Annotated in this window: 19 protein-coding genes and 1 pseudogene; 3 read left to right on the forward strand and 17 right to left on the reverse strand. The window is 33.4% G+C overall.

All coding sequences use genetic code 11. The features are described 5' to 3' along the window. Positions 1-224: 224 nt before the first annotated feature. From CJF42_RS20055 to CJF42_RS20095, 10 genes are all read right to left on the reverse strand, one after another. Complete coding sequence (locus CJF42_RS20055; protein WP_095368380.1) at positions 225-1,415, reverse strand: mechanosensitive ion channel family protein; 1,191 nt, start codon at positions 1,413-1,415, stop codon at positions 225-227. Between the two features lie 25 nt (positions 1,416-1,440). Further along, a complete protein-coding gene (yihG, locus tag CJF42_RS20060; protein WP_095368381.1) occupies positions 1,441-2,334 on the reverse strand; it encodes a 1-acylglycerol-3-phosphate O-acyltransferase, YihG family in 894 nt (297 codons plus the stop codon). A 291-nt stretch (positions 2,335-2,625) separates the two neighbouring features. Continuing rightward, positions 2,626-2,781 carry a hypothetical protein gene (locus CJF42_RS27690; protein WP_170940683.1) on the reverse strand — a complete coding sequence of 52 codons (156 nt, stop codon included), beginning with the start codon at positions 2,779-2,781 and terminating at the stop codon, positions 2,626-2,628. A gap of 320 nt (positions 2,782-3,101) precedes the next feature. Next, a complete protein-coding gene (locus tag CJF42_RS20065) occupies positions 3,102-4,337 on the reverse strand; it encodes a M56 family metallopeptidase (protein WP_095368382.1) in 1,236 nt (411 codons plus the stop codon). Further along, entirely contained in the window at positions 4,330-4,704 is a 375-nt protein-coding gene (locus CJF42_RS20070) for a BlaI/MecI/CopY family transcriptional regulator (RefSeq protein WP_170940685.1), read from the reverse strand. The genes CJF42_RS20065 and CJF42_RS20070 overlap by 8 nt, the downstream gene beginning before the upstream one ends. Positions 4,705-5,046: 342 nt before the next feature. Then, on the reverse strand, positions 5,047-5,784 hold the full coding sequence (locus CJF42_RS20075; RefSeq protein ID WP_141235602.1) for a lipoprotein intramolecular transacylase Lit: 738 nt from the start codon (positions 5,782-5,784) through the stop codon (positions 5,047-5,049). Beyond that, a complete protein-coding gene (locus CJF42_RS20080) occupies positions 5,777-6,652 on the reverse strand; it encodes an EamA family transporter (RefSeq protein ID WP_252097676.1) in 876 nt (291 codons plus the stop codon). Before CJF42_RS20080 ends, CJF42_RS20075 begins: the two co-directional genes overlap by 8 nt. Before the next feature lie 93 nt (positions 6,653-6,745). Then, positions 6,746-7,438 carry a pseudouridine synthase gene (locus tag CJF42_RS20085; RefSeq protein ID WP_095368385.1) on the reverse strand — a complete coding sequence of 231 codons (693 nt, stop codon included), beginning with the start codon at positions 7,436-7,438 and terminating at the stop codon, positions 6,746-6,748. Then, positions 7,435-8,460: an RDD family protein gene (locus CJF42_RS20090; RefSeq protein ID WP_095368386.1), complete on the reverse strand. Its 1,026-nt coding sequence runs from the start codon at positions 8,458-8,460 to the stop codon at positions 7,435-7,437. The genes CJF42_RS20085 and CJF42_RS20090 overlap by 4 nt, the downstream gene beginning before the upstream one ends. A gap of 27 nt (positions 8,461-8,487) precedes the next feature. Beyond that, positions 8,488-9,837: a TonB-dependent receptor plug domain-containing protein gene (locus tag CJF42_RS20095; protein WP_141235603.1), complete on the reverse strand. Its 1,350-nt coding sequence runs from the start codon at positions 9,835-9,837 to the stop codon at positions 8,488-8,490. Positions 9,838-10,044: 207 nt separating this feature from the next. Here CJF42_RS20095 and CJF42_RS20100 point away from each other — a divergent pair, with 207 nt between their 5' ends. Continuing rightward, positions 10,045-10,860 (forward strand): hypothetical protein, encoded by an 816-nt coding sequence (locus CJF42_RS20100; protein ID WP_095368388.1) that lies wholly within the window; start codon positions 10,045-10,047, stop codon positions 10,858-10,860. Positions 10,861-10,862: 2 nt separating this feature from the next. On the opposite strand, the gene CJF42_RS20105 is transcribed toward CJF42_RS20100, so the two are convergent. The 7 genes from CJF42_RS20105 to CJF42_RS20135 form a co-directional block, all read right to left on the reverse strand. Then, positions 10,863-11,942: an alpha/beta hydrolase-fold protein gene (locus CJF42_RS20105; RefSeq protein ID WP_170940684.1), complete on the reverse strand. Its 1,080-nt coding sequence runs from the start codon at positions 11,940-11,942 to the stop codon at positions 10,863-10,865. Between the two features lie 263 nt (positions 11,943-12,205). After that, positions 12,206-13,588, reverse strand: coding sequence for a cytochrome c oxidase accessory protein CcoG (gene ccoG / locus CJF42_RS20110; RefSeq protein WP_095368390.1), 1,383 nt, complete (start codon positions 13,586-13,588; stop codon positions 12,206-12,208). Positions 13,589-13,737: 149 nt separating this feature from the next. Next, complete coding sequence (locus CJF42_RS20115) at positions 13,738-15,162, reverse strand: sigma-54 interaction domain-containing protein (RefSeq protein ID WP_252097677.1); 1,425 nt, start codon at positions 15,160-15,162, stop codon at positions 13,738-13,740. A gap of 69 nt (positions 15,163-15,231) precedes the next feature. Continuing rightward, on the reverse strand, positions 15,232-16,071 hold the full coding sequence (locus tag CJF42_RS20120; protein ID WP_095368392.1) for a DUF417 family protein: 840 nt from the start codon (positions 16,069-16,071) through the stop codon (positions 15,232-15,234). Between the two features lie 51 nt (positions 16,072-16,122). After that, positions 16,123-16,716, reverse strand: coding sequence for a PGAP1-like alpha/beta domain-containing protein (locus CJF42_RS20125; RefSeq protein ID WP_502694802.1), 594 nt, complete (start codon positions 16,714-16,716; stop codon positions 16,123-16,125). Between the two features lie 96 nt (positions 16,717-16,812). Then, positions 16,813-17,826 carry a choice-of-anchor H family protein gene (locus CJF42_RS20130; protein WP_095368393.1) on the reverse strand — a complete coding sequence of 338 codons (1,014 nt, stop codon included), beginning with the start codon at positions 17,824-17,826 and terminating at the stop codon, positions 16,813-16,815. A 115-nt stretch (positions 17,827-17,941) separates the two neighbouring features. Further along, on the reverse strand, positions 17,942-18,478 hold the full coding sequence (locus CJF42_RS20135) for a YaeQ family protein (protein ID WP_095368394.1): 537 nt from the start codon (positions 18,476-18,478) through the stop codon (positions 17,942-17,944). Positions 18,479-18,596: 118 nt separating this feature from the next. Here CJF42_RS20135 and ylqF point away from each other — a divergent pair, with 118 nt between their 5' ends. After that, positions 18,597-19,541, forward strand: coding sequence for a ribosome biogenesis GTPase YlqF (gene ylqF, locus CJF42_RS20140; RefSeq protein ID WP_095368395.1), 945 nt, complete (start codon positions 18,597-18,599; stop codon positions 19,539-19,541). Positions 19,542-19,726: 185 nt separating this feature from the next. Continuing rightward, positions 19,727-20,337: pseudogene (locus tag CJF42_RS20145) on the forward strand (hypothetical protein); the annotation flags it as partial.

Here is a 20,337-nt window from a genome sequence, read left to right on the forward strand (position 1 = left end):
AATTCATACAGGCCAGAGGCTTTGTCATGTGGTTGTTCCACATAAAAAGGCGATAACACAGTAAAAATGCCAAACAAACACTGTCCGAAGGATTCGGCTAAAAGCATTTTATTCTTTGTTGAGTCGTATTTACTTAGAATGACTAGGCTACACACTACTCGCCGCGACTAAAATGCTTTTATCTCGAACAAAATTTAACCCTGAAAGATCAACACCCCCTAGTATCAGCCCTTATATTCTCCACTGATGTTTTGATAGGGTTTTAAATTAAAAACCAGTAGCATGGCTAGGAAATGGTCAAGTATATCAGCTTGAAGATGCTCATAAGGGATCCAACGTTTATCTTGGCTAAAACAATAAAACTCTATTGGTAATCCATATTGTGTAGGCTGAAGTTCACGTACCATTAAAGTTAAATTTTGATTCAAACTCATATGTTGTTTTAAATAACATTCTGCATATTGGCGAAATAAACTAATATTAGTTTGCCCCACCAAAGGCTTTACATTTTTAAGTAAAAAACCTTGTAGACTTTCATTCTTTATTAATTCATTTTGCATTGATTCTGTGACTATCGTGATAGATAGCATATCTATATTCATAGACCGTTTGATCCTACGACCACCTGACTCAGACATACCACGCCAGTTTTTAAATGAATCAGAGATAAGGGCATAAGTCGGTATTGTAGTAATTGTTTTATCCCAGTTTCGTACTTTTACCGTATTTAAACCTAGCTCTTCTACCTCACCATCGGCACCAAAACTTTTAACTTCAATCCAATCACCATAAGTAACTAAACGATTAGCTGCGATTTGAATGCTAGCAACAAACCCTAAAATCGTATCTTTAAATACTAATAATATAACGGCAGCTAACGCACCAAACCCCGATAAAATATAAGCAGGTGTTTTACCTATCATGATACTAAAAACAAGAATTGCAGCTATGATAAAGGTAATTAATTTAATAACTTGAATTAAGCCTTGAATAGGCACATCTTTAGAAAAAGACAGTTGGTTATATATCGCTCCAGCTATGCTTACAACAGAACTAAATATTAACCCTGCATAAATCACTAGGAGTATTTGTCCGCCTGATTTAAATACTGATGTAAGTAACTCTGTAGATGGGTAAATAAAATGAAAGGTTGTTAAGAATAATATAGTGCAAAATAAAACCGATAATCTACGATCCAGCTTATGGATTAAATGGCTTAACGGACCTATGGTTTTTGGTGAAAAATATAAAGCGATTTTTTGTAAAGTGGGTAACAGTAAGCGACTTGCAAATAAATACACTACAACTAATAAACTGATACCTAATAATATCGCGATAACGGCTGACATTAAATCAGCCTCAGGCATATTATTTAACCAAGGTAGGACTAGTGTTTGTAATGGACTCATTTGAATTCCTTTTAATGCTTTTTATAAAACCTTAAGCAATCTCATTTTCAGATAGCTTTTTCATTTTTTGCTCTTTATCTTGCCACAGTTTATTTAACTCAGACTGAAACTGCACCCTAAAATCAATATCATTGCTATAATCACCAATTAAAGCATCACTAATTGGTATTACTTCCACATGGACTTGAATACGCTTTACTTTACCGCTGGCAAAATCAACGAAGGTTGGTATACCATCGGGATAATGTATTGTGATATTAACAATTTTAGAGAGCTGTTCACCCATAGCTTGTAAAACAAATGCAACACCACCCGCTTTAGGTTTTAACAATTGCTTAAAAGGACTTTTTTGTCTTTTATGCTTATATTCAGTAAAACGAGTTCCTTCAACAAAATTCACAATACTCACAGGGACTTCTTTAAATTTTTCACACGCTTTACGAGTTGTTTCTATATCTTTTCCCCGTAGTGATGGATTATTCTTTAATTGTGCCTTGCTGGTTCGAGACATAAATGGAAAATCCAGAGCCCACCATGCCACTCCTAAAAAAGGTACGTAAATAAGTTCTTTTTTCAAAAAAAAATTTAAAAATGGAATACGGTTATGTAATAAACGCTGCATAACTAAAATATCAACCCAACTTTGGTGATTCGCTATCACTAAATACCAATCTTTAGGTTTTAAGTCCTCTATGCCTGTTACTTCTAATTTAAAAGGTGTTAAAACATTTTGGATAAGTGAATTACAAGCTACCCAGCGACCGGCAAATATTTTAGCAAGCCAGCTAATAAAATGCTGCCATGGTTGAATAGGAATTAACTTTAAAAATCCACATGTAATAATAGGCAATACCCAAAAAAAGGTATTAATAGCATAAAACCCGATAGAGACAACTTTTTTAATTTTTGATAATACAGAACCCACTACTACTTCCTTTACTACTTAAATATCACAACGGTTACCGCAATATGATAACGTTTTTTAATCATCAAAATAAGGGGGAAGCATTCAATCCAGCTGTTCGTCATGTTAAATATTGCATTTTTATGCTTTTTAAATAGATAATTTAGATGTTTCATTATACCAATTACATTAATTAAGTGATCTAATATAAATTTGGATAAATTTTCAATAGCAAGGCGCTTGATTGAGCAATATCTGGCTATTGGGATTAAAAGCAACACAGCTATTGTATATTCAGACCATTTAGATTCATCATATATTTATTTGAATTGCTATTACTGTAAGAAGTGTGGGTATATACCCAAGCCACTTCAAGATGTGAGATTCAGGACTGCTGAGCAATTCATAATCTAGGCGCATCTTTGCATTAATGGTTACTCCCTTAAAAAAAGATGGAACAACGAGCATGATTTGCTCAGAAGTCCCTGTAAGGTTGGTTTATAAATACTTTATGCAGCGTTATTGATTTTGAAAAGGGAATAACCATGTTCTTCAATCAATGCCTAGCCTAAAGTATTTCTACTTCCAACTGAATCCTGCATCTTGAAGTGGTTTGGGTATATACATGCTCAGTATCTCTAAATCAGTTCTACACTTTTAAATTATTGATTATATTTAAAAGTTAACTTGTATATACAAATGAATTTATCGAAATAACTTGTATATACAAGAAGCTCTATCTCATGAATCTGTATATCCAAGTTTAGTTTTCTATCACTAAAAATACATTAACGCGTTACTTTAATACGCTCTAATAAATTTTGCGCGATTTCACTATCTTTACTCATTGCAAAATCTAATTGAACCAGTAAACGTTCTGCACCATGTTCTGTTTTATCATATTGCCACTGTCTTAAAGCTATTTTAGCTTGACGATCGAATATACCTTTTGGTTGTGACGTTACCACACTTACATTTTCAACAAGGCCAGCTGGTGTAATATCATAAACTAGTACAACTGCACCTTCCGTTTCTTCTTCAATGGCATGTTTAGGGTATTTAGGCTCAATACGCATAATTGGTGAGACTTTCTCTTGTTTAAAACCATGGCTTTCATCTTGATGTGCTACAGCAACACCAGTTAATAAACTAGTAGTCAACGCTATTGCAGCTAATTGTGCTAAAGGTTTTGTTGATTTATTTTGCTTAAGATTATTAATTCTTTGAAACATAGTATTCTTCTCTCCATAGTGTGTATAAGCACAAAGTTTAGCGCTTGTTTGCTCAGCACATATCAATAAGGCTTTACCATATTCAATGCACTGTGATTTTGTTTTACTTTTTAATACTGCTGAATCGCATGAGATCTCTTGCACACGACGATAACTAAAGTAGCCAAGCCAAATAAGAGGGTTAAACCAAAATAAACTTAAAAATATAATCGCTAAGCTATTACATAAATTGTCTTTACGCTTAAAATGATAAATTTCATGCTCTAGAATCATTGTTAGCTGATCTTGGCTATATCGTTTCTGATAATGAGTCGGTAAAACTAACTTAGGCGAATAAACCCCTAACAATAAAGGGCTTGATACAATATCTGAGCGGTATAGCCTTAATCTATCAGGTAACTGTACTGGTAAATTTTGTGCTGCTGCCGGATATAAAGATGATGTTATCTGCTGTTGCTGCTTTGAAAAAAAGCCAATAAAAAAAATTACAAGGGCACCTAACCCCCAAACTAAAGGCAAATAATTTAGCTCCGTTTGAGAAAATTTAGGAGATTGAATACCCACTAAATAACGCGTGATTTCATTATTTTCAATTGCCACAAATCCTAAAGGCAAGTTATTCAAAATTATCCCCACTGGTAATATCAACCAAAGACTATAACTCAATTTCGCGCCTAAACTAGGTAGTGACTTTTTCTCAAAAAACACTAATGCGATCATAATCAAACAAATGTAAAGTTGCTGCTCAATTAACCAAGTTAGCAATTGAGAATCAGCTAACATGTTACTCATTATCTTGCTCCCATTGATCTATTAATTGCTTCAACTCAGATATATCTTGTTTTGATAGTTCATCTGATTTTGCAAAACCCGCTACTAAAGGTGCTATTTTTCCGCTAAACATACGCTCAATTAAGCTTTTACTTTCTTTTAAAGTATAAGAATCTCGCTCTAATAAAGGCGTATAAATATAAGTTCTTTGTTGTTTTTCGAATCCTATCGCCCTCTTTTTTACCATACGATTAAGTAAAGTTTTTACAGTTTTCTCATGCCATTCTTTTTTTTCATTTAGCTTAGCAATGATTTCATTCGCAGAAGCTGGATGCTGTTGCCATAAGGCTTCTAATACTTCAAATTCTGTTTTACTGATTTCTGTTATTGTCGACATAACGATTACCCTTGTAATTTAAAACCAAGTATTACAGGTGTAATTATATAAAACAAGCTTTTTTGTTGTTTATATACTCAACATAAGAATTATGCTTATTCTGAAATAAGAAATAAAAGGAAAAGATTATACTTAAACATGCCATCTACGATTATGGTTTCAGATCAGAATGCATTATGGAGATAGTAAGAAATAGAAATAGAAATAGAACTAAATTCTTAGGTAAACGGGCTTTACTCATACCCATGATAAGCAGTAAACAATGCAGGCGCTATTGTCGATAAATCTAGTAACTTAACCTATTAAAATAAGTATACTCAGCTATACAAAAAATCAAGATACATAACCACTCACTTTCCCAATAGCCAAGTTCATTACAATAAAAAAACACACAGCCAATACCACCAACACCACGCTAATAGGTGAAAATAAAATTGGAGCCTTCATCATAGTGGTCATTAAAGAGTCCTGATAATAGAAAAACCATTTGTTATCAGTAGGAAAAACAACTGTATGCAACCAGTAAAATACTTTTTGAGGACCCAGAATTAAAACCACCAACACAGCTGTACTTATGAATAACAACATACATTTTAATTGGGATTTAAAGCTAGGCAGAGGTTTTTTCTGATAAATAAAACTAAAAGACAATACGCACCAAATAAACAGAAAGCCAAGTGCCATTTTCAGTAATAGATTCAATAAATGTGCGACATCTTGCAAGTGAATCACTTCAGCATTATGTAAGAATGTCGATGTTACTTTTTGATTTAGCTTATTTGTATATGTGTAATTAATTTTTGTTAAATCCGCCCCATCATTATGAATAGCTTTGACGATATCTGAAAATATCGAGATATGCTGTTCTTTAGAGGTAAGTTCAAAACTTTTTTTATAATAATTTTGCGGACCAAATTCTAAAATTGTTTCATCTATCGATAGTAACTCATAAAAGCTAGGATATAAAAAATCCACTTTAAACATCATTATCCAAGCGATAAAAAATGCGGCAACCAAACCACTAAAACTATATAAAGATGAAATTAAAATATGTGATATTTTATTAATCATACATAACAAATATAGCTGCCACAGCAATTAATAATAATCCTAGTATATCTTGTTTTTTAGGTTTTTGTTTAAGCCAATAAATGGATATTAAAATAGTAAAAAATACTTCCACCTGACCTAAAGTTTTCACATAAGGCACGTACTGCAAACTCATCGCGCTAAACCAACCAATAGAGCCTATACAACTGAAAAAGCTAACCGCTGATGTAATTTTTTTATGTTGCCATAATTTATTTAAAGTCTCCTTTTGCGTCACTGTGATATATAACAATAACAAGATTGTTTGCAAACTAATAACAATAAGTAACACCCAAGCGGAACTGTGGGGGAATGGTAAATCAATACTATGGCTTGCTTCTCTTATCCAAAGAGAAGTTAATGCAAAGGCACTACCAGAGCCTAAGCCAAGCATAATAGTTTTAAGGTTTGGTTTTTGTCTAAAGGATAAACCGCTTAATAAGAATACGGCTACTGCACCAGTAGCCACGCCAAACCAACCTAAAGCTGATAACTGACTACCAAAAAAAATGCTGCCAAGAATAGCAGCTACGATAGCTTCACTTTTAGCAAGCCCAGCACCTACAGCATAATTGTTACGTTTAAATAACTTTACCATTAATGCTGTTGCGGCTATTTGCGCTAAAGATGCGCCTATAATAAATAAAAAAAATGTCGTATTTAGCTTAGGTAACTCTGTAGGTTGCCATTGATAAAGGAGAAATAAATAAACCCCTGCAATAGGCCCAGCTATAACAAACCTTGCTAAGGTTACACCTGAAATACAGACAAACTGGCTTAACTTACTTTGTAATGCATTACGCCATGCCTGCATAAATGCAGCTAAAAATGTAAATAAAATCCAGCCCAAAATTATCTCCTTTAAAAATGAACAAGCAATTTATCAGCTGAAATAGTGATTGTATACAAAGCAGAAATGCAAAATATTCAAGTTATGGTCATTCTATAGTTTAATAATTTGTTTTTTACTTATTTGAACTATTTGGCCTTCAGGTAAATCACTTAATATGAATTGCTCAAACCTAATCCGTTTTAAATCTATCACCTTATAACCGAGTTGATGGCTCATTTTTCGTATCTGGCGGTTCAACCCTTGAGTCAATATGATTTTAAAAGTATCTGCAGAAAGAACTGATAGCTGACAAGGCAAAGTTAATTGATTATTAATAACCAAACCTCCAGTCATTTTTTGAGCAAAGTTGTCATCTAAAACCTGTTGCGAAGGCTTTAACTGAACCCTTACCAAATATTCTTTTTCATGACTAAAGTCAGGGTGAGTCATTTGATTACAAAACTCACCATCATTCGTTAAAATTAATAGGCCCTTAGAATCTTTATCTAAACGACCAATAGGATAAACACGTTGTGCTTTTGGTAAATGATGACTCAAACTCGCAGGATCATCCTTATTAAGCTTACAATCAATACCAACAGGCTTATGATATGCGTAATAAACTCGCTGCGTATCAACTGTGATTTTTTCTCTAAGTATTGTAATGCAATCTTGTTCTGTAACATGATCAATATGATTTGCAGGCTTGCCATTAACTAAAACGTCTCCGGCATCAATATGTCTAGAAGCCTGTTTACGAGAGCAATAACCACTATGTCCAATATATTTAGCAAGTCTTATCATTTTTCACTTTCAATATTAATTTCTTCAATATTAAATGTATCAATTTTTGGTAAATCACCTTTTATTACTACTGTTGCACTGATTTTATCTTGAATCGCTTGTCGATTTGGATCCCAATAAATTTGTATAAAACCTAACAATCCAGTAGCAAAACCGGCTCCATAACCACCATAACGACCAAATGAATCCCATGCATTTAAGTACTCGCCTGATAAAGCAATCACACGAATGCCCATCATTTTCTTACCTGGTGTTTGACCTCTCCAGAGTAAAGTAAATAAAGTAAAATACACAGCTGCCCAGCCAAACCCTAAGCCTAAATCTGTAATTACAACTTTAATCCACTCAACTAAACTATGTTTTGTTTGTAGTGGAGATGTTGCCGGGTTATCTTTTGTTTTCGCTTGTTTTTCTTGCTCTGATTTATAACTTTCGTAAACCCCCAAAATTACAGCTCTTGCTATTTTTAGGTCAGTTTTACCTGTCAGTTCATTGTCAAAAAAGCCATTACTGGCAATATCAGTATTTTTTGCTTTTAATTTGTCTAATGCGGCTTGTTGACAACTCGCTTCACATTTATCAGATTTTGTAGTTTCTAAATAATCCTCTATCTGTTTTTGTTGCTGCTCAGTCAATGTCACATCACTTGAAACTTGAATTAAATCTTCTGAAGATTCAAAGTAATCAACCGTTTCATCTAATAAAGCCATGCTAGCCACAAATAATATAATCGCAGCGCTAAACTTTAAAAATTTACGTAACCAAGTTTTTGTTTGCGGAAGGTATTTATCATCCATACCACGATAAAACGCCAAAGCAGCAACAACAGATATAAGCGCTGCGCTAAGCTTTGCGGCGACAAATATAAAAAACACATCAATCAACATGGCTAAACCGCGTCTATTGGCGCTTGCTAAAGTGAGCCCTAATAAGTTTTTATTAATCTTAAAAGCGTAAGGTGTAATGATTTTTCTGCATTCTTCATTTGTTAAATGAAGTTCTTTAAATTCTTTAGGTTCCATAATTATTTATATCTATTTTGATTAGTTTTAGAATTTATAACTTAACGATATTTTTACGCTTCTTCCCTGTTGAGGATATGGATGTACCGTTGTTCCACCTTGCTCATATTGATGATTTAATACATTGTGCAAATTAAATTTCATTTTTAAAGCTGATGACATCTTATGTTGGTAATTAGCACTGAAAATTAAAGCCGGATCAACATAATACTCTTTAGCACTTACCTCCCCGGTAATAAAAATAGGCGACGTTTGTGATCCGATATAACGCATAATTAAATTAAAATCACTGTTTGGTGTTACCGCTATCGTACTAATAAAGTTTGCAGTTAAGCTAGGTACATTATGAACATTACCATTAGTTTCTCCGTAATTTTCTGAACTAATCGCTTGCTGATAACTTACAACAGCTTTAAAGTTCAAATCATCATGTTGATACTGACTTTCAAACTCTAATCCCCAACTTTTTAACTCTCCCGCATTGATATAGTTTGGACCTAATATATCTGCATTATTATCCCTAAAAATAAAGTCACTCAATTCATTATAATAAATATTTGTTGAAATGAGCAGGTTTTTATCTAATAGGGTAAATGTGGGAGTTAATTGTAATGACTCTAGTCGTTCCGGTTTTAAATTTTCACTTCCCTGAAAAGACGGTAAAGAACTAAATCGATTCCAAAAAGTCGCGTCTACAAACGAAGAAGCATAAGATAGTTTAAGGTTAAATTTTTCGTTTTTGCTATAAACTAAAGCCAATCTTGGACTTAAATCTTTTATATTTTCATTTTGATAACGATCTTTATGATCATATCTAGCCCCTATATTAACTAGCCAATGATCATTAAAACGATATTTACCTTGAATAAAAATAGAAGCGATAGATTCTTTACCTTCTGGTAATAACTCAGGGGCCCCTTCAATGGGTCGCAATTCAGAGCCTGAAGTTGAAACTAGAAGTTCGCTCCCCTTAATTTCCATTGCATCATATTGAAAGCCAAATACATAATTAGCATTTTCAGTTTGTATATTAAAACTAGATAACACACCTAAGGACTGCTCTTTCCAAGATGGTGCTGAATAGTTTTTTATAGCTGGATCTACAACAACTAAAGCTTTAATTTCATTTTGGTCTAAATAAATTTCTTGATGCCAGAACCAATTATTTAATTGTTTTTCAAAACTAAAATTATAATGCTGTGATTGCCAACCTAAACCAGGTCCTACACCATTTAGCCTAGTGTAATCATCATATTCATAAAATTCGCCTGTTTTTCCGCCGCCAGAAAACGGCTCTATATAATGACCCTGTCGCCAATTGGCATATAAACTCCAGTTTTCGGTTTTAATTTTAGTACCTATATCATAACTAGGCATATCATCAAAACCTCCAATAATCAAAATGCACTACAGCCTAAATGGTTTAATGATAATAAACTTATCATCACAGCGAATAGAAAAATATATTGGTTTGATCAAACTGGCTTAATTAAAACCACACCGATTTTAACACCTGATATTTTATTATCAGCTCAGCGATTCAACTCAAGTGGAGACTTATTAGCTGTATTAGGTAATCAAAATATGGACGTTAGGTTACGAATTTGGGGATCAATAAACTCTGCTAACTTTACTGATAAAATAATACAACGCTCAACTAAAAAAGAATATTCAGCTAGTTTTCAACCTAAAACGAACGGCATAGGATTTATATCAAACCGCTCTGGTCATAGCCAAATCTGGCTTGAAGGGCAACATAATGTGACTCAATTAACTCATATCAAAAACGAACAAATTAAAAGTTTTATTTGGTCTAAAAGTGGCAATCAATTCGCTTTTTTAACAGATAGCACTCTTTGGCTCAAAACTCTTAATAACCCTGAAATACCACTTAACCTCAACTTTAAAGTAAAAGACATTTACCAATGGTGGCAAGATGAAAACTCAGATTATTTATTATTAAACGTCTTAATATTTGATGAAACAGCTAGCAAAGAAATACCAAAAATAATATTACTCAACTTAACAACATTAAAGTTCAAAACAGAATTTACGGGTGAAAATTATTGGGCGCAAAAAGTATCAAGTAATACCTTAATAATGAACGATAGCAAAGGGCATATATTTAAACTCGTTAATAATCAAAACCAGACAATTAAAGATTTAGACCATATCACAGTGCAATGGCGTTATTATTGGCGTGAAAACCACTTGTATATACAAGATAAACAGCAAAATATTTGGCAATATGATACAATAAAAGACAAAGCAAACGTCATTCAAAAATTTGATTCGAAGTCACTGTTTATGACTGACTTCAACCCTATAGAAATGAAAATGCTGTCAGACAATTACGCCCCACAGCACAAAGATTTAGTATTATTTAAGGCAACTAACTAAAATTATAATTTTAATACCTTTAATTTATTTTGGATAAATTGAATGCTTTCCTCATCCCCTTTAGCTTTCGCTAAAATAAGTGCCTTGTTGTAAGTTTTTTTAGCAGCCTTATTTTGCTTTGCTTCTAATTGTGCACTTGCTAAACGCGTTAAATAATAAGTATTTTCTGGTGATTGATTCACAACCAATTCAAGGGTTTTAATCGCTTCATCGTATTGATCACCTTCTATTTGCATATAACTTAAGTCCATCAAGGCATTCGTTGAAGATAACGCATAACCATATTTAACTTTTAACTTGTTGTAATAAGCCAATATCCCTTTGACCCCCGATGTTTTAAATTGCGCCATATCTTTAGGGTTACGGTCTGAAAACAACCTCTGTACAGCCAGAGAAACACCTATCATAGGCTGCGTCATATAATTATCCGTTCTAAAGTCTTCAGTATGCCAATTAAATTCATTATTAGCGTAATAATTTAATGCTTTTTCTACCCCTTCAAATAAAGGAGCATTATTTGTAAAACTGCCCAAACTTAAATACAGACTTTTATTTTTATAAATATCACTTGTTAAGCGCTTATCAAACTTCGCTAATAAACCCGACTTATCCAAAACTAAAGCAGGACTCACGCTAATATAAGCATTAAATAATTCAGGCTTTGCTGCTAAAACATATAAGGGAAAGTTACCACTACTAGAAAAGCCTTCTAAAATATTAAACGGATGCGTTTGGAAATTTTTATTTATATAAGGCATCACCTCGTGATTTAACACTTCAATTGTTAAGTCACTATTAATACCTGAAGCTGAAATATATTTAGGTTCCATATCTGTTTCAACTTCAATATAGGGTACAGTTACGATTATTACTTTAGGTAAGGCACCAAAACCTACATGACTCAACCAAGCTAACTGTTCCTTCAAAACATTAATACGACTGCCGCCTGCTGTTGTATAAAATACAGGGTAACGCTCATCAGAGTCACCTTTATAACCATCAGGTAAATACACCTTAAACTTAAGATCATGACTTGCAAATTTACTTGCTAATACCATCGACTTTTCAATATTTTTTGCCATTAAATTACTGCAATTAAATATAATCAATAAACATAGCAACAGTATATATTTGTTAAATCCGTTATTAATGTCGTTCATAGCACTCTCAGTTATGTAATATAAAAATCAGGATTACTATCCCTTAAGTAGTTGCTATTAAATTGATTTTTACATGATAAAAAGCTGATGGTTTTATGATTAAGGAAAAAATAACCCACGCATTATTAAATGCGTAGGTTATGACTACAAGATAAGTTGAATTTAATTATCTGATATGAAAAATGTTAATTTCGATAAAAACGAGATGTCTTAATCAATTTAATATCAGAGTCTTCCACTGATTGAATTGTAAAATTCACATCTGTTATTTTCTTTTTAATATCATATCCGTCAGCAGTGATAGTGACCGGAACGCGATGCATCACCCCTGGACCTATTTTGATATTTTTAGATACATTTAGTACACCACCTAGTACACCATCTGATGTGATATTAAAATGTAATGGCGTTTGCGTTTTATTAATAATTCTTAACGTATAAGTATTTTCAACTAAACCTTCATAATTAACGCGATAGAGTGCATTACGATCTCTTAATATAGATGTTTCTAGCGGTACACGGTTAAACACCCATAAGCCCATCAATACAAATATAAGTACTGTAGATACACCATAACCTACCAATTTAAGTCTAAATTGACTAACTTTACCGCCAGATAATGCATACTCACTGGTATACTTAATTAAACCTTTTGCATAACCAAATTTATCCATCGTATCATCACACGCATCAATACATAAGCCACAATTAATACATTCATATTGCATACCATTGCGAATATCAATACCTGCCGGACAGACGTCAACACATAGGTTGCAGTCTACACAGTCTCCAAGACCAAGCTTTTTTTGATCTTCTTTACGTTTACGACGGCCTCTGTTTTCACCTCGCGTTTTATCATAAGCAACAATATATGTGTCTTTATCAAACATAACAGCTTGGAAACGAGAGTATGGGCACATATAAATACACATTTTCTCTCTTAACCAGCCTGCATTGCCATAAGTACATAAAGCAAATAAGAATACCCAACCACCAGTTATGTTTGACCATTCAAATGCAAACATTTCTCTATATAATTCGGTTGCAGAAATAAAATACGACATAAAAGTTGTTGCAGTTAATAAAGATAAAATTAACCAAAAACTATGCTTTACAACTTTCTTACCTAGTTTATTAGCTGACCAAGGAGATTTATCTAATTTAATTCTTTGATTACGTGTACCTTCAATTTTATGCTCAACCCAAATAAAGGCCAAAGTCCAAATAGTTTGTGGACACATATAGCCACACCATACTCGCCCTAACCAAACCGTGATAAAAAATAAGGCAAAGGCTGCGCCCATAAAAAGGCAAGCTAATAGCATGAAATCTTGTGGCCAATAAGTTAGACCAAATATGCGAAATTGCTGCTGTGCGACATCTAATAATACTGCTTGTTGACCATTGTATTGAATAAAAGGGATCAGGATAAAACTGAGCATGAGTATCCAGCTCATCACTCTACGAATTTTTTGGAAATATCCTTTTTGCTCTCTTACATAGATCGGCCCATCAGTCTTATAGGGCTTGATGATCATGTCTTCTTCTTTAATATCGAATTTCATATTGCTACAACTTAGTGACGGGTTCGCTAAGTTACACTCAAATATCAAGCCAATGTTAAAACATTGTAAGCAATTGATTTATAATAATTTAAAACCGATATAACTTGAGATTGTGCACGATATATCACGAAAGCACGATATATCGTGTATTAATTTCGATTTATATTTAATTTTCTCATTCTTGATCTCAAAGTACTATCAGGCATACCAAGTATCTTAGCTGCGCCTTTTTCGCCACCTATACGCCAACGGCATTCATTTAATACCTCTAAAACATATCGCTTTTCAATTTCAGCTAGTGGCACTTTTGCAATTTCAGGCACGTTTTTACTAATATTAAAATTCTGTTTTATATGTAGAATTTTACTTGTAGATAAAATCATTTCCCGTTCAAGAATATTTTGTAATTCTCGAATATTACCAGGCCAGTTATAACACATTAATTTATCTAAACTACGATTATTTATGCCCTCCACTTGTTTATGCAGTTTTTGATTTAGTTTATGCAGTATACTTTTAGCTAAAGCAGGAATATCAGCTACTCGTTGTCGTAATGCCGGTATTTCAATCGGAAATACATTAAGCCGATAATATAAGTCCATGCGAAACTTTCCTTGCTCAACCATTTTTAATAAATTTTGATTAGTGGCTGCTATAATACGAATATCGACTGCAATAGTCTGATTACCACCGACTCGTTCAAATTCCCTTTCTTGCAAAACTCGTAACAATTTACTTTGCGCTTCTAAAGGTAATTCACCTACTTCATCCAAAAACAAAGTACCTCTATGTGCCAATTCAAAACGCCCTTTTCGTGTGTCATTTGCGCCTGTAAAAGCACCTTTTTCATATCCAAATAGTTCAGATTCTAATAAAGTTGCCGTAAATGCCGCACAGTTCACTTTTACTAATGGGGAATGACACCTATCACTTAATTGATGTAAATTTCTAGCAATTACCTCTTTACCTGTGCCATTCTCACCTAGAATCAATACCGTACTATCGGTTTTCCCAACTAATTCAATTTGTGAGAGCATCTGTTTAAAACAATCGGTTTTTCCTACTAAACCAGAATCAGCCCAACTTTCATTAATTTCAGCTTGTAGATAAGTATTTTCTGCTTTTAACTTTTCCGTTAATTGCTGCACTGTTTTTAAAGCGTCACGTAATGCTTGATCTGTTTCTCTTTGCTGGCTTACATCTCTAAATACCGCAACTGCACCTATTAACTCACCATCTTTATGAACAGGTGTTGAGGTATATTCAACTGGAAAACTAGTACCATCTTGACGCCAAAAAACTTCGTTAGTTATTCTTCGCTCAATACCATCGCGCATTGTATTATAAATATTGCACTCTTCAGCTGGATATTCACTGCCGTCAACATGACTATGATGATGATATTTATGAATATTCTTACCTAACAAATGCTTGGATTGCCAACCAGTCATTCGTTCAGCGGCTGGGTTAACAAATACCGCATTGCCATCTAAATCAAAGCCATAAATCCCTTCACCGACTGCATTTAGTAATAGTTCAGAATCAGATAAAAACTGCTTTATTGGGTGTGCCACTAGTATGAATTCCATTGCGCGATATATCGTGGCTTTGATTATGATGGATTAAAGTCACTAAATGCAATGTTATTTTTGATATTTTAATTCGCTACTAAGCTGATGAATAACAATCAAATTAACAATAAACCATAGATCTTTAATGATAAACTGCCCAGTACCAGTTAATACAGTCGCTGCCGATAAAGACCCACTATAAGTAAATAAAAAGCTTTGCGTTACTAAAAATACTGTACTTGCCACTACTAAAGTCACTGCCATATAACGTTTTGTATACAAACTAATAGCCAGTAGTAAAGTGATCATTAGATCATATAGTCCTATTAGGTTTGAAGTCATTTGCAAGTCAAAAAAGTGATATAACCACGACATTAAAAACGAACTTTTAACTAAAGCCTCTATTCCTTGAGCTTCTATTAAAGTGAATTTCATACCGCCAATCCAAATGTACACTAATGCAACGGGTAAAAAATTAAGCCAAATTAGTTGCTGTTTTGAAATTTTTTTAGGTTTAATTAAATAAAGACTGATAGTAAACAATGCAAAATACTTAATGATCCCTTGTCCAGATCCTATAGCCGGAAAGCCTCCTAATGAAGCAATCCACACCTTATCACTCAACAATGTAAACAAAGGCACTAAGCTCATTAAAATTAATAAATAACCTAGCCATAGCGTTACTTTTTGATTATTTAAACCTGCAAAAGACAAAACCGCACAAACTAAAAAAGCTATCGCAGTAAATAAAACAGCTAGAGTATTTGAAAATAGTCCGTTCAGGCTATAAAAATCAGATGCGAAATTAATGGATTTGTGTTCGCCTATTAAATAAGTGCTTAGCCCCATTAAAACAAATGAGATTAATAATAAAATAAATATGGCTTTTTGATGTGATATTAGATTTTTCATAGTAACTCAACTAAATAAAGGTTAACTTACTTGACCGAGTTTTTACTAAATTTATTCTGCTAATAAAATACCTTGGATATAACTCACCACTTGACGAGAGTAAATTAGACTTGTATGGCTCAAGTGGAATACCTTATGTTCAGCCATACCTTTAAGCTTAGTTTCATCTAACAATACGGTACCATCTGACTCACTGCCTCTTTCTATAATTGGCATAAGCCCTAACGGTAAATCACCGGCAATACTGTATAACTTAGCTTTAAAAGGCCAATAATTATTGGGAGATAATAAGTATTCAACACTATTCTTAAGTAGCTTATCCAAACCTTTTTCATGCATTTGTTTTGCTATGCAACTGCCTTTGTGAGGCGTACCAAGCGTAATAACTTTTGTGACAAATTGTGATGATACTGAGTTTTGTTCTAAATAAGCTCTAGCAATTAAACCACCTAATGAATGACATACTAAAACTGTTGGTTTATCTAAGATAAAATCATCCAACTGCTTAAAAATTTGTTGACTATCAGGATCTCGACTCTTATACGTAAGGTTTAAGATGTTAATACCTGATTTTGCCAGTCGATGGCACAAAGGTTTCATCACAAAACCTGACATATACAAGCCATGTAAAACGATGACTTGTATATCTAATACCTCACTGACTTCGTGTTGTATTACTTTATGAATATTCAATTTAATACTTTTATCCTTATAAATCTTAATTAGAGTTTAGATGGTGATTTATGCTATGTCACCTGACATGCGACGATAAAATGCAACACCTAATAAAACCATTAAAATATAGCCTACAGAACCCGAACTATGAATTACTTCTACTTCAACATATTCTTCTTGTATATACTCTTGAGACTCTAATGCTAGATTAGCTAAATTAGCCCATGAATTAGAATTTATATAATGTAATTCATGTCCATCATTAGCATCACGTAAAATAACTTCAATATCATAATAACTACTCACAAAACCTGATTGTAAATTGATATCAAAATATTGCTTATCTTCAGTTGAATCTGCATAAATAGTAAAAGCATTGCTCGAATAAAATAATTGACCGTCAATCAAGATATCAGCTACAACATTTTGATAACCATATGTGGTATCTGCATCAATCGCTAATGTAAAGTTTTCATAATACTGATCATTATCTGCATCTTGATGGTATTGAATTGTAAGTGAATAAATTGATAATTCATTATCTTGATCAAACAAGCTACCTTCTAACGGTAAATCTTCTAATGCATAAAAATCATTATTATTGGTAGTTAGATAAACCTCTGATGAATAAGCATCTCGCACTGTAATATGAACTTGATAATAGTCGGTAGGCCATAGATCAAAAAACTGAAAGTCAAACTGTTGGTTATCATGTTCAGAATCACCATTTAGAATAAATAGATCAGATGTATATACAAGCTCTGAGATGCCATATTGATTTATAAATGCGATATCAACAAATACGTCTAAACTTGCATAATCCGTATCTAAATCAAAATTTAAAGTTAAATTTTGAAAATATCCATCTTGATCTAAATCTTGGTATGCCTCACTAGTCACTTCATAAAACCAAACTGAATTTTGATGACTCATTACTGATTTCTTTACAATACTTTGCTTTGTAGTAACCTTAACCGATTGCTGAACTTTAATATTTGGCATGGCTTTAGTAAGAGTTTGAGCTGATAGCGTAAAACTGCTTAAAACTGCTATTAATAATGTAACTGTGAATAGGCGCATTTTTGTATCCCACTTTTATATTTTCTTACCTATATAAAAGCGGATCTGCGCTGAATCAAAACTGAACAAATGTAATTATTTGCAATTACTTTGTAATCGAAATTTATTTAAACCGTTATTTCAACTGTTTTGGCTCAACTAAAACACTGCTGTTTTCATCTGAAAACCATACTTGGCCATCTTGCACTGTAACAGATAACTGCATGCCTCTGCTGATCATACCAGCCAACTCTTGAGTTGTTGCAAAAGAGAGGCTAAAAATTTCTAAATTATCCAGTTTATTTAACTTTTGAGCATTTTTTTGCCACCAAATATCTTGTGCACCTTCCCCATAAGAATATATACGTACTCTTTTAGAGCGATTACTGGCTTTTTTTACACGTTTCTCATCAGGCAAACCTAAATCAATCCATAGCTCTATTTCTTCAGAGTAATTTACATGCCAAAGCTCTGGTTCATCTTCTTCACATAAACCTTTGGTAAACTCTAATCCTTCACAGGCATTTAAAGCAAAAGTCAAAATACGCACCATTAAACGTTGATCTGTTTCAGATGGATGCTGTGCAACAGTAAAACTAAAATCTTGATAAACATGTCTATCCATATCACTTAACGATAGTTTTACTTTGAGAATTGTTGCTTTAAGTGCCACTTTAAGTACCTTAAAAAAGAGAATTTAAAAAATTTGTGCCAGTATACCTGAATAATGTTGGCTCAAGACACTATCGCCAGTTAAAATACAATCTGAATTTAAAGTGAGGAGTAAACAAATGGCTATCCAGTGGTTCCCTGGGCATATGAATAAAGCCCGTAACGAAATAAGTGAGATCATGCCACAAATGGACGTGATCATAGAAGTACTGGACGCACGTATTCCTTACAGCAGCGAAAACCCAATGATCAGTGAGTTACGTGGCGATAAACCTGTAATCAAAATACTGAATAAAGCCGATTTAGCAGATCCTAAGCTAACAAATGACTGGATGAGTTATTTAGAGCAAGAAACGGGTGTTAAATCTTTAGCTTTAGATACTAACAAAGCAGGTGAAGTAAAACGTATTACTGATCTGTGTAAAAAGTTAGTACCACTAAAAGTCGGCGCTGATAAGCAAATTAAAGCCATGATTATGGGCATTCCAAATGTTGGTAAATCTACGCTAATCAATACATTAGCAGGACGTATAGTAGCTAAGACAGGTAATGAACCCGCAGTAACTAAAGCACAGCAACGTATTAAAATTGATGAAGGTATCATGCTTTATGATACGCCAGGCATGTTATGGCCAAAAGTTGAAAATGAGAATTCAGGCTTTCGCTTAGCCGCGACAGGTGCAATCAAAGATACTGCCCATGATTATGAAGAAGTTGCCAGTTATACCGCTGAATATCTATTACTTTCTTACCCAGAGCTTTTAACAAAACGCTATAAAATTGAAGACTTGCCAGAAAATGACTGGGAGTTTGTTGAAATGGCGGGCAAAAAACGTGGTTGTATTCGTTCAGGAAACCAAGTTGATACTCATAAAATGTCTGAAATTCTGATCAATGAATTAAGAGATGGCATTATCGGTCGTGTGACCATGGAAACACCTAAAATGCGCGATGAAGAAGAAGTGATTGTCGCTGAAATGCGTGTTAAAAAAGCTGCCCAATTAGAAGCTAAAGCGCAAGAAAAACTAGCCCGTCGCTCTCGCGCACGAAAAAATAGACGTTAATTTTATTTATAGGGAATGAGTTAAGTTTCAGTTCAGGTAAGCATTGCTATAGTAGCGTTATTCCTTGGAACGATTACTCCCTGATGTAAAAATTCCCTTGTAGCATATTTAATTATTGCTTTAGCCAACTTATTTAAGTTGGCTTTTTTTTACTTGCAATATAATATGCTTAAAAAAGGATAAAAATGAAAAAATGGATTTTATTTACTGTATTAGCATTAATCGCATTATTGCTTTACACCTTAGTGACAACCTCAAATGTCAATAGCACCTCTCAAGAAACAACCTTAATAAAAGCTCACGACTTTCAAATAGCTTCTCAGTTAAATAATACCAAAAGCAAAAAGACGACTAATTTCGAGCCTGAATCCTACAATCAGTGTGATAAATTTATAAAAACATATCAAAAACACAAGAATCAGATAGGAAGAAATATAAATTGGGAAAAATTCTTAGCCGATGACTATCATGTCGATGATATTACACAGGCTATAGAACACATTCAAAACAGTAATTTTGCATCCAGTTGGCGGGTAGAGCAACTCCGAAAAGACTCAACACTCAACAAAAGCAATAATGACATAAAAAATAATATAAAAGATTTAATACCAGACTTACCAAGTTTCTTTCATATTGAAAGAGCAGTACCCCTGCCCGATCTCGAAAAAACAAACGATTTAAACTACCATGATGCGCATAATTTGCTTAAACGCTTAACTCTAACAATTGATGATATAGCATGGTTAATCACACAAGAAAACATACCGCAACCTTTAACAGCAATTCTCGCTCAATA

Origin of the sequence: Pseudoalteromonas sp. NBT06-2, assembly GCF_002276045.1 — a bacterium.
Classification (GTDB): domain Bacteria; phylum Pseudomonadota; class Gammaproteobacteria; order Enterobacterales; family Alteromonadaceae; genus Pseudoalteromonas.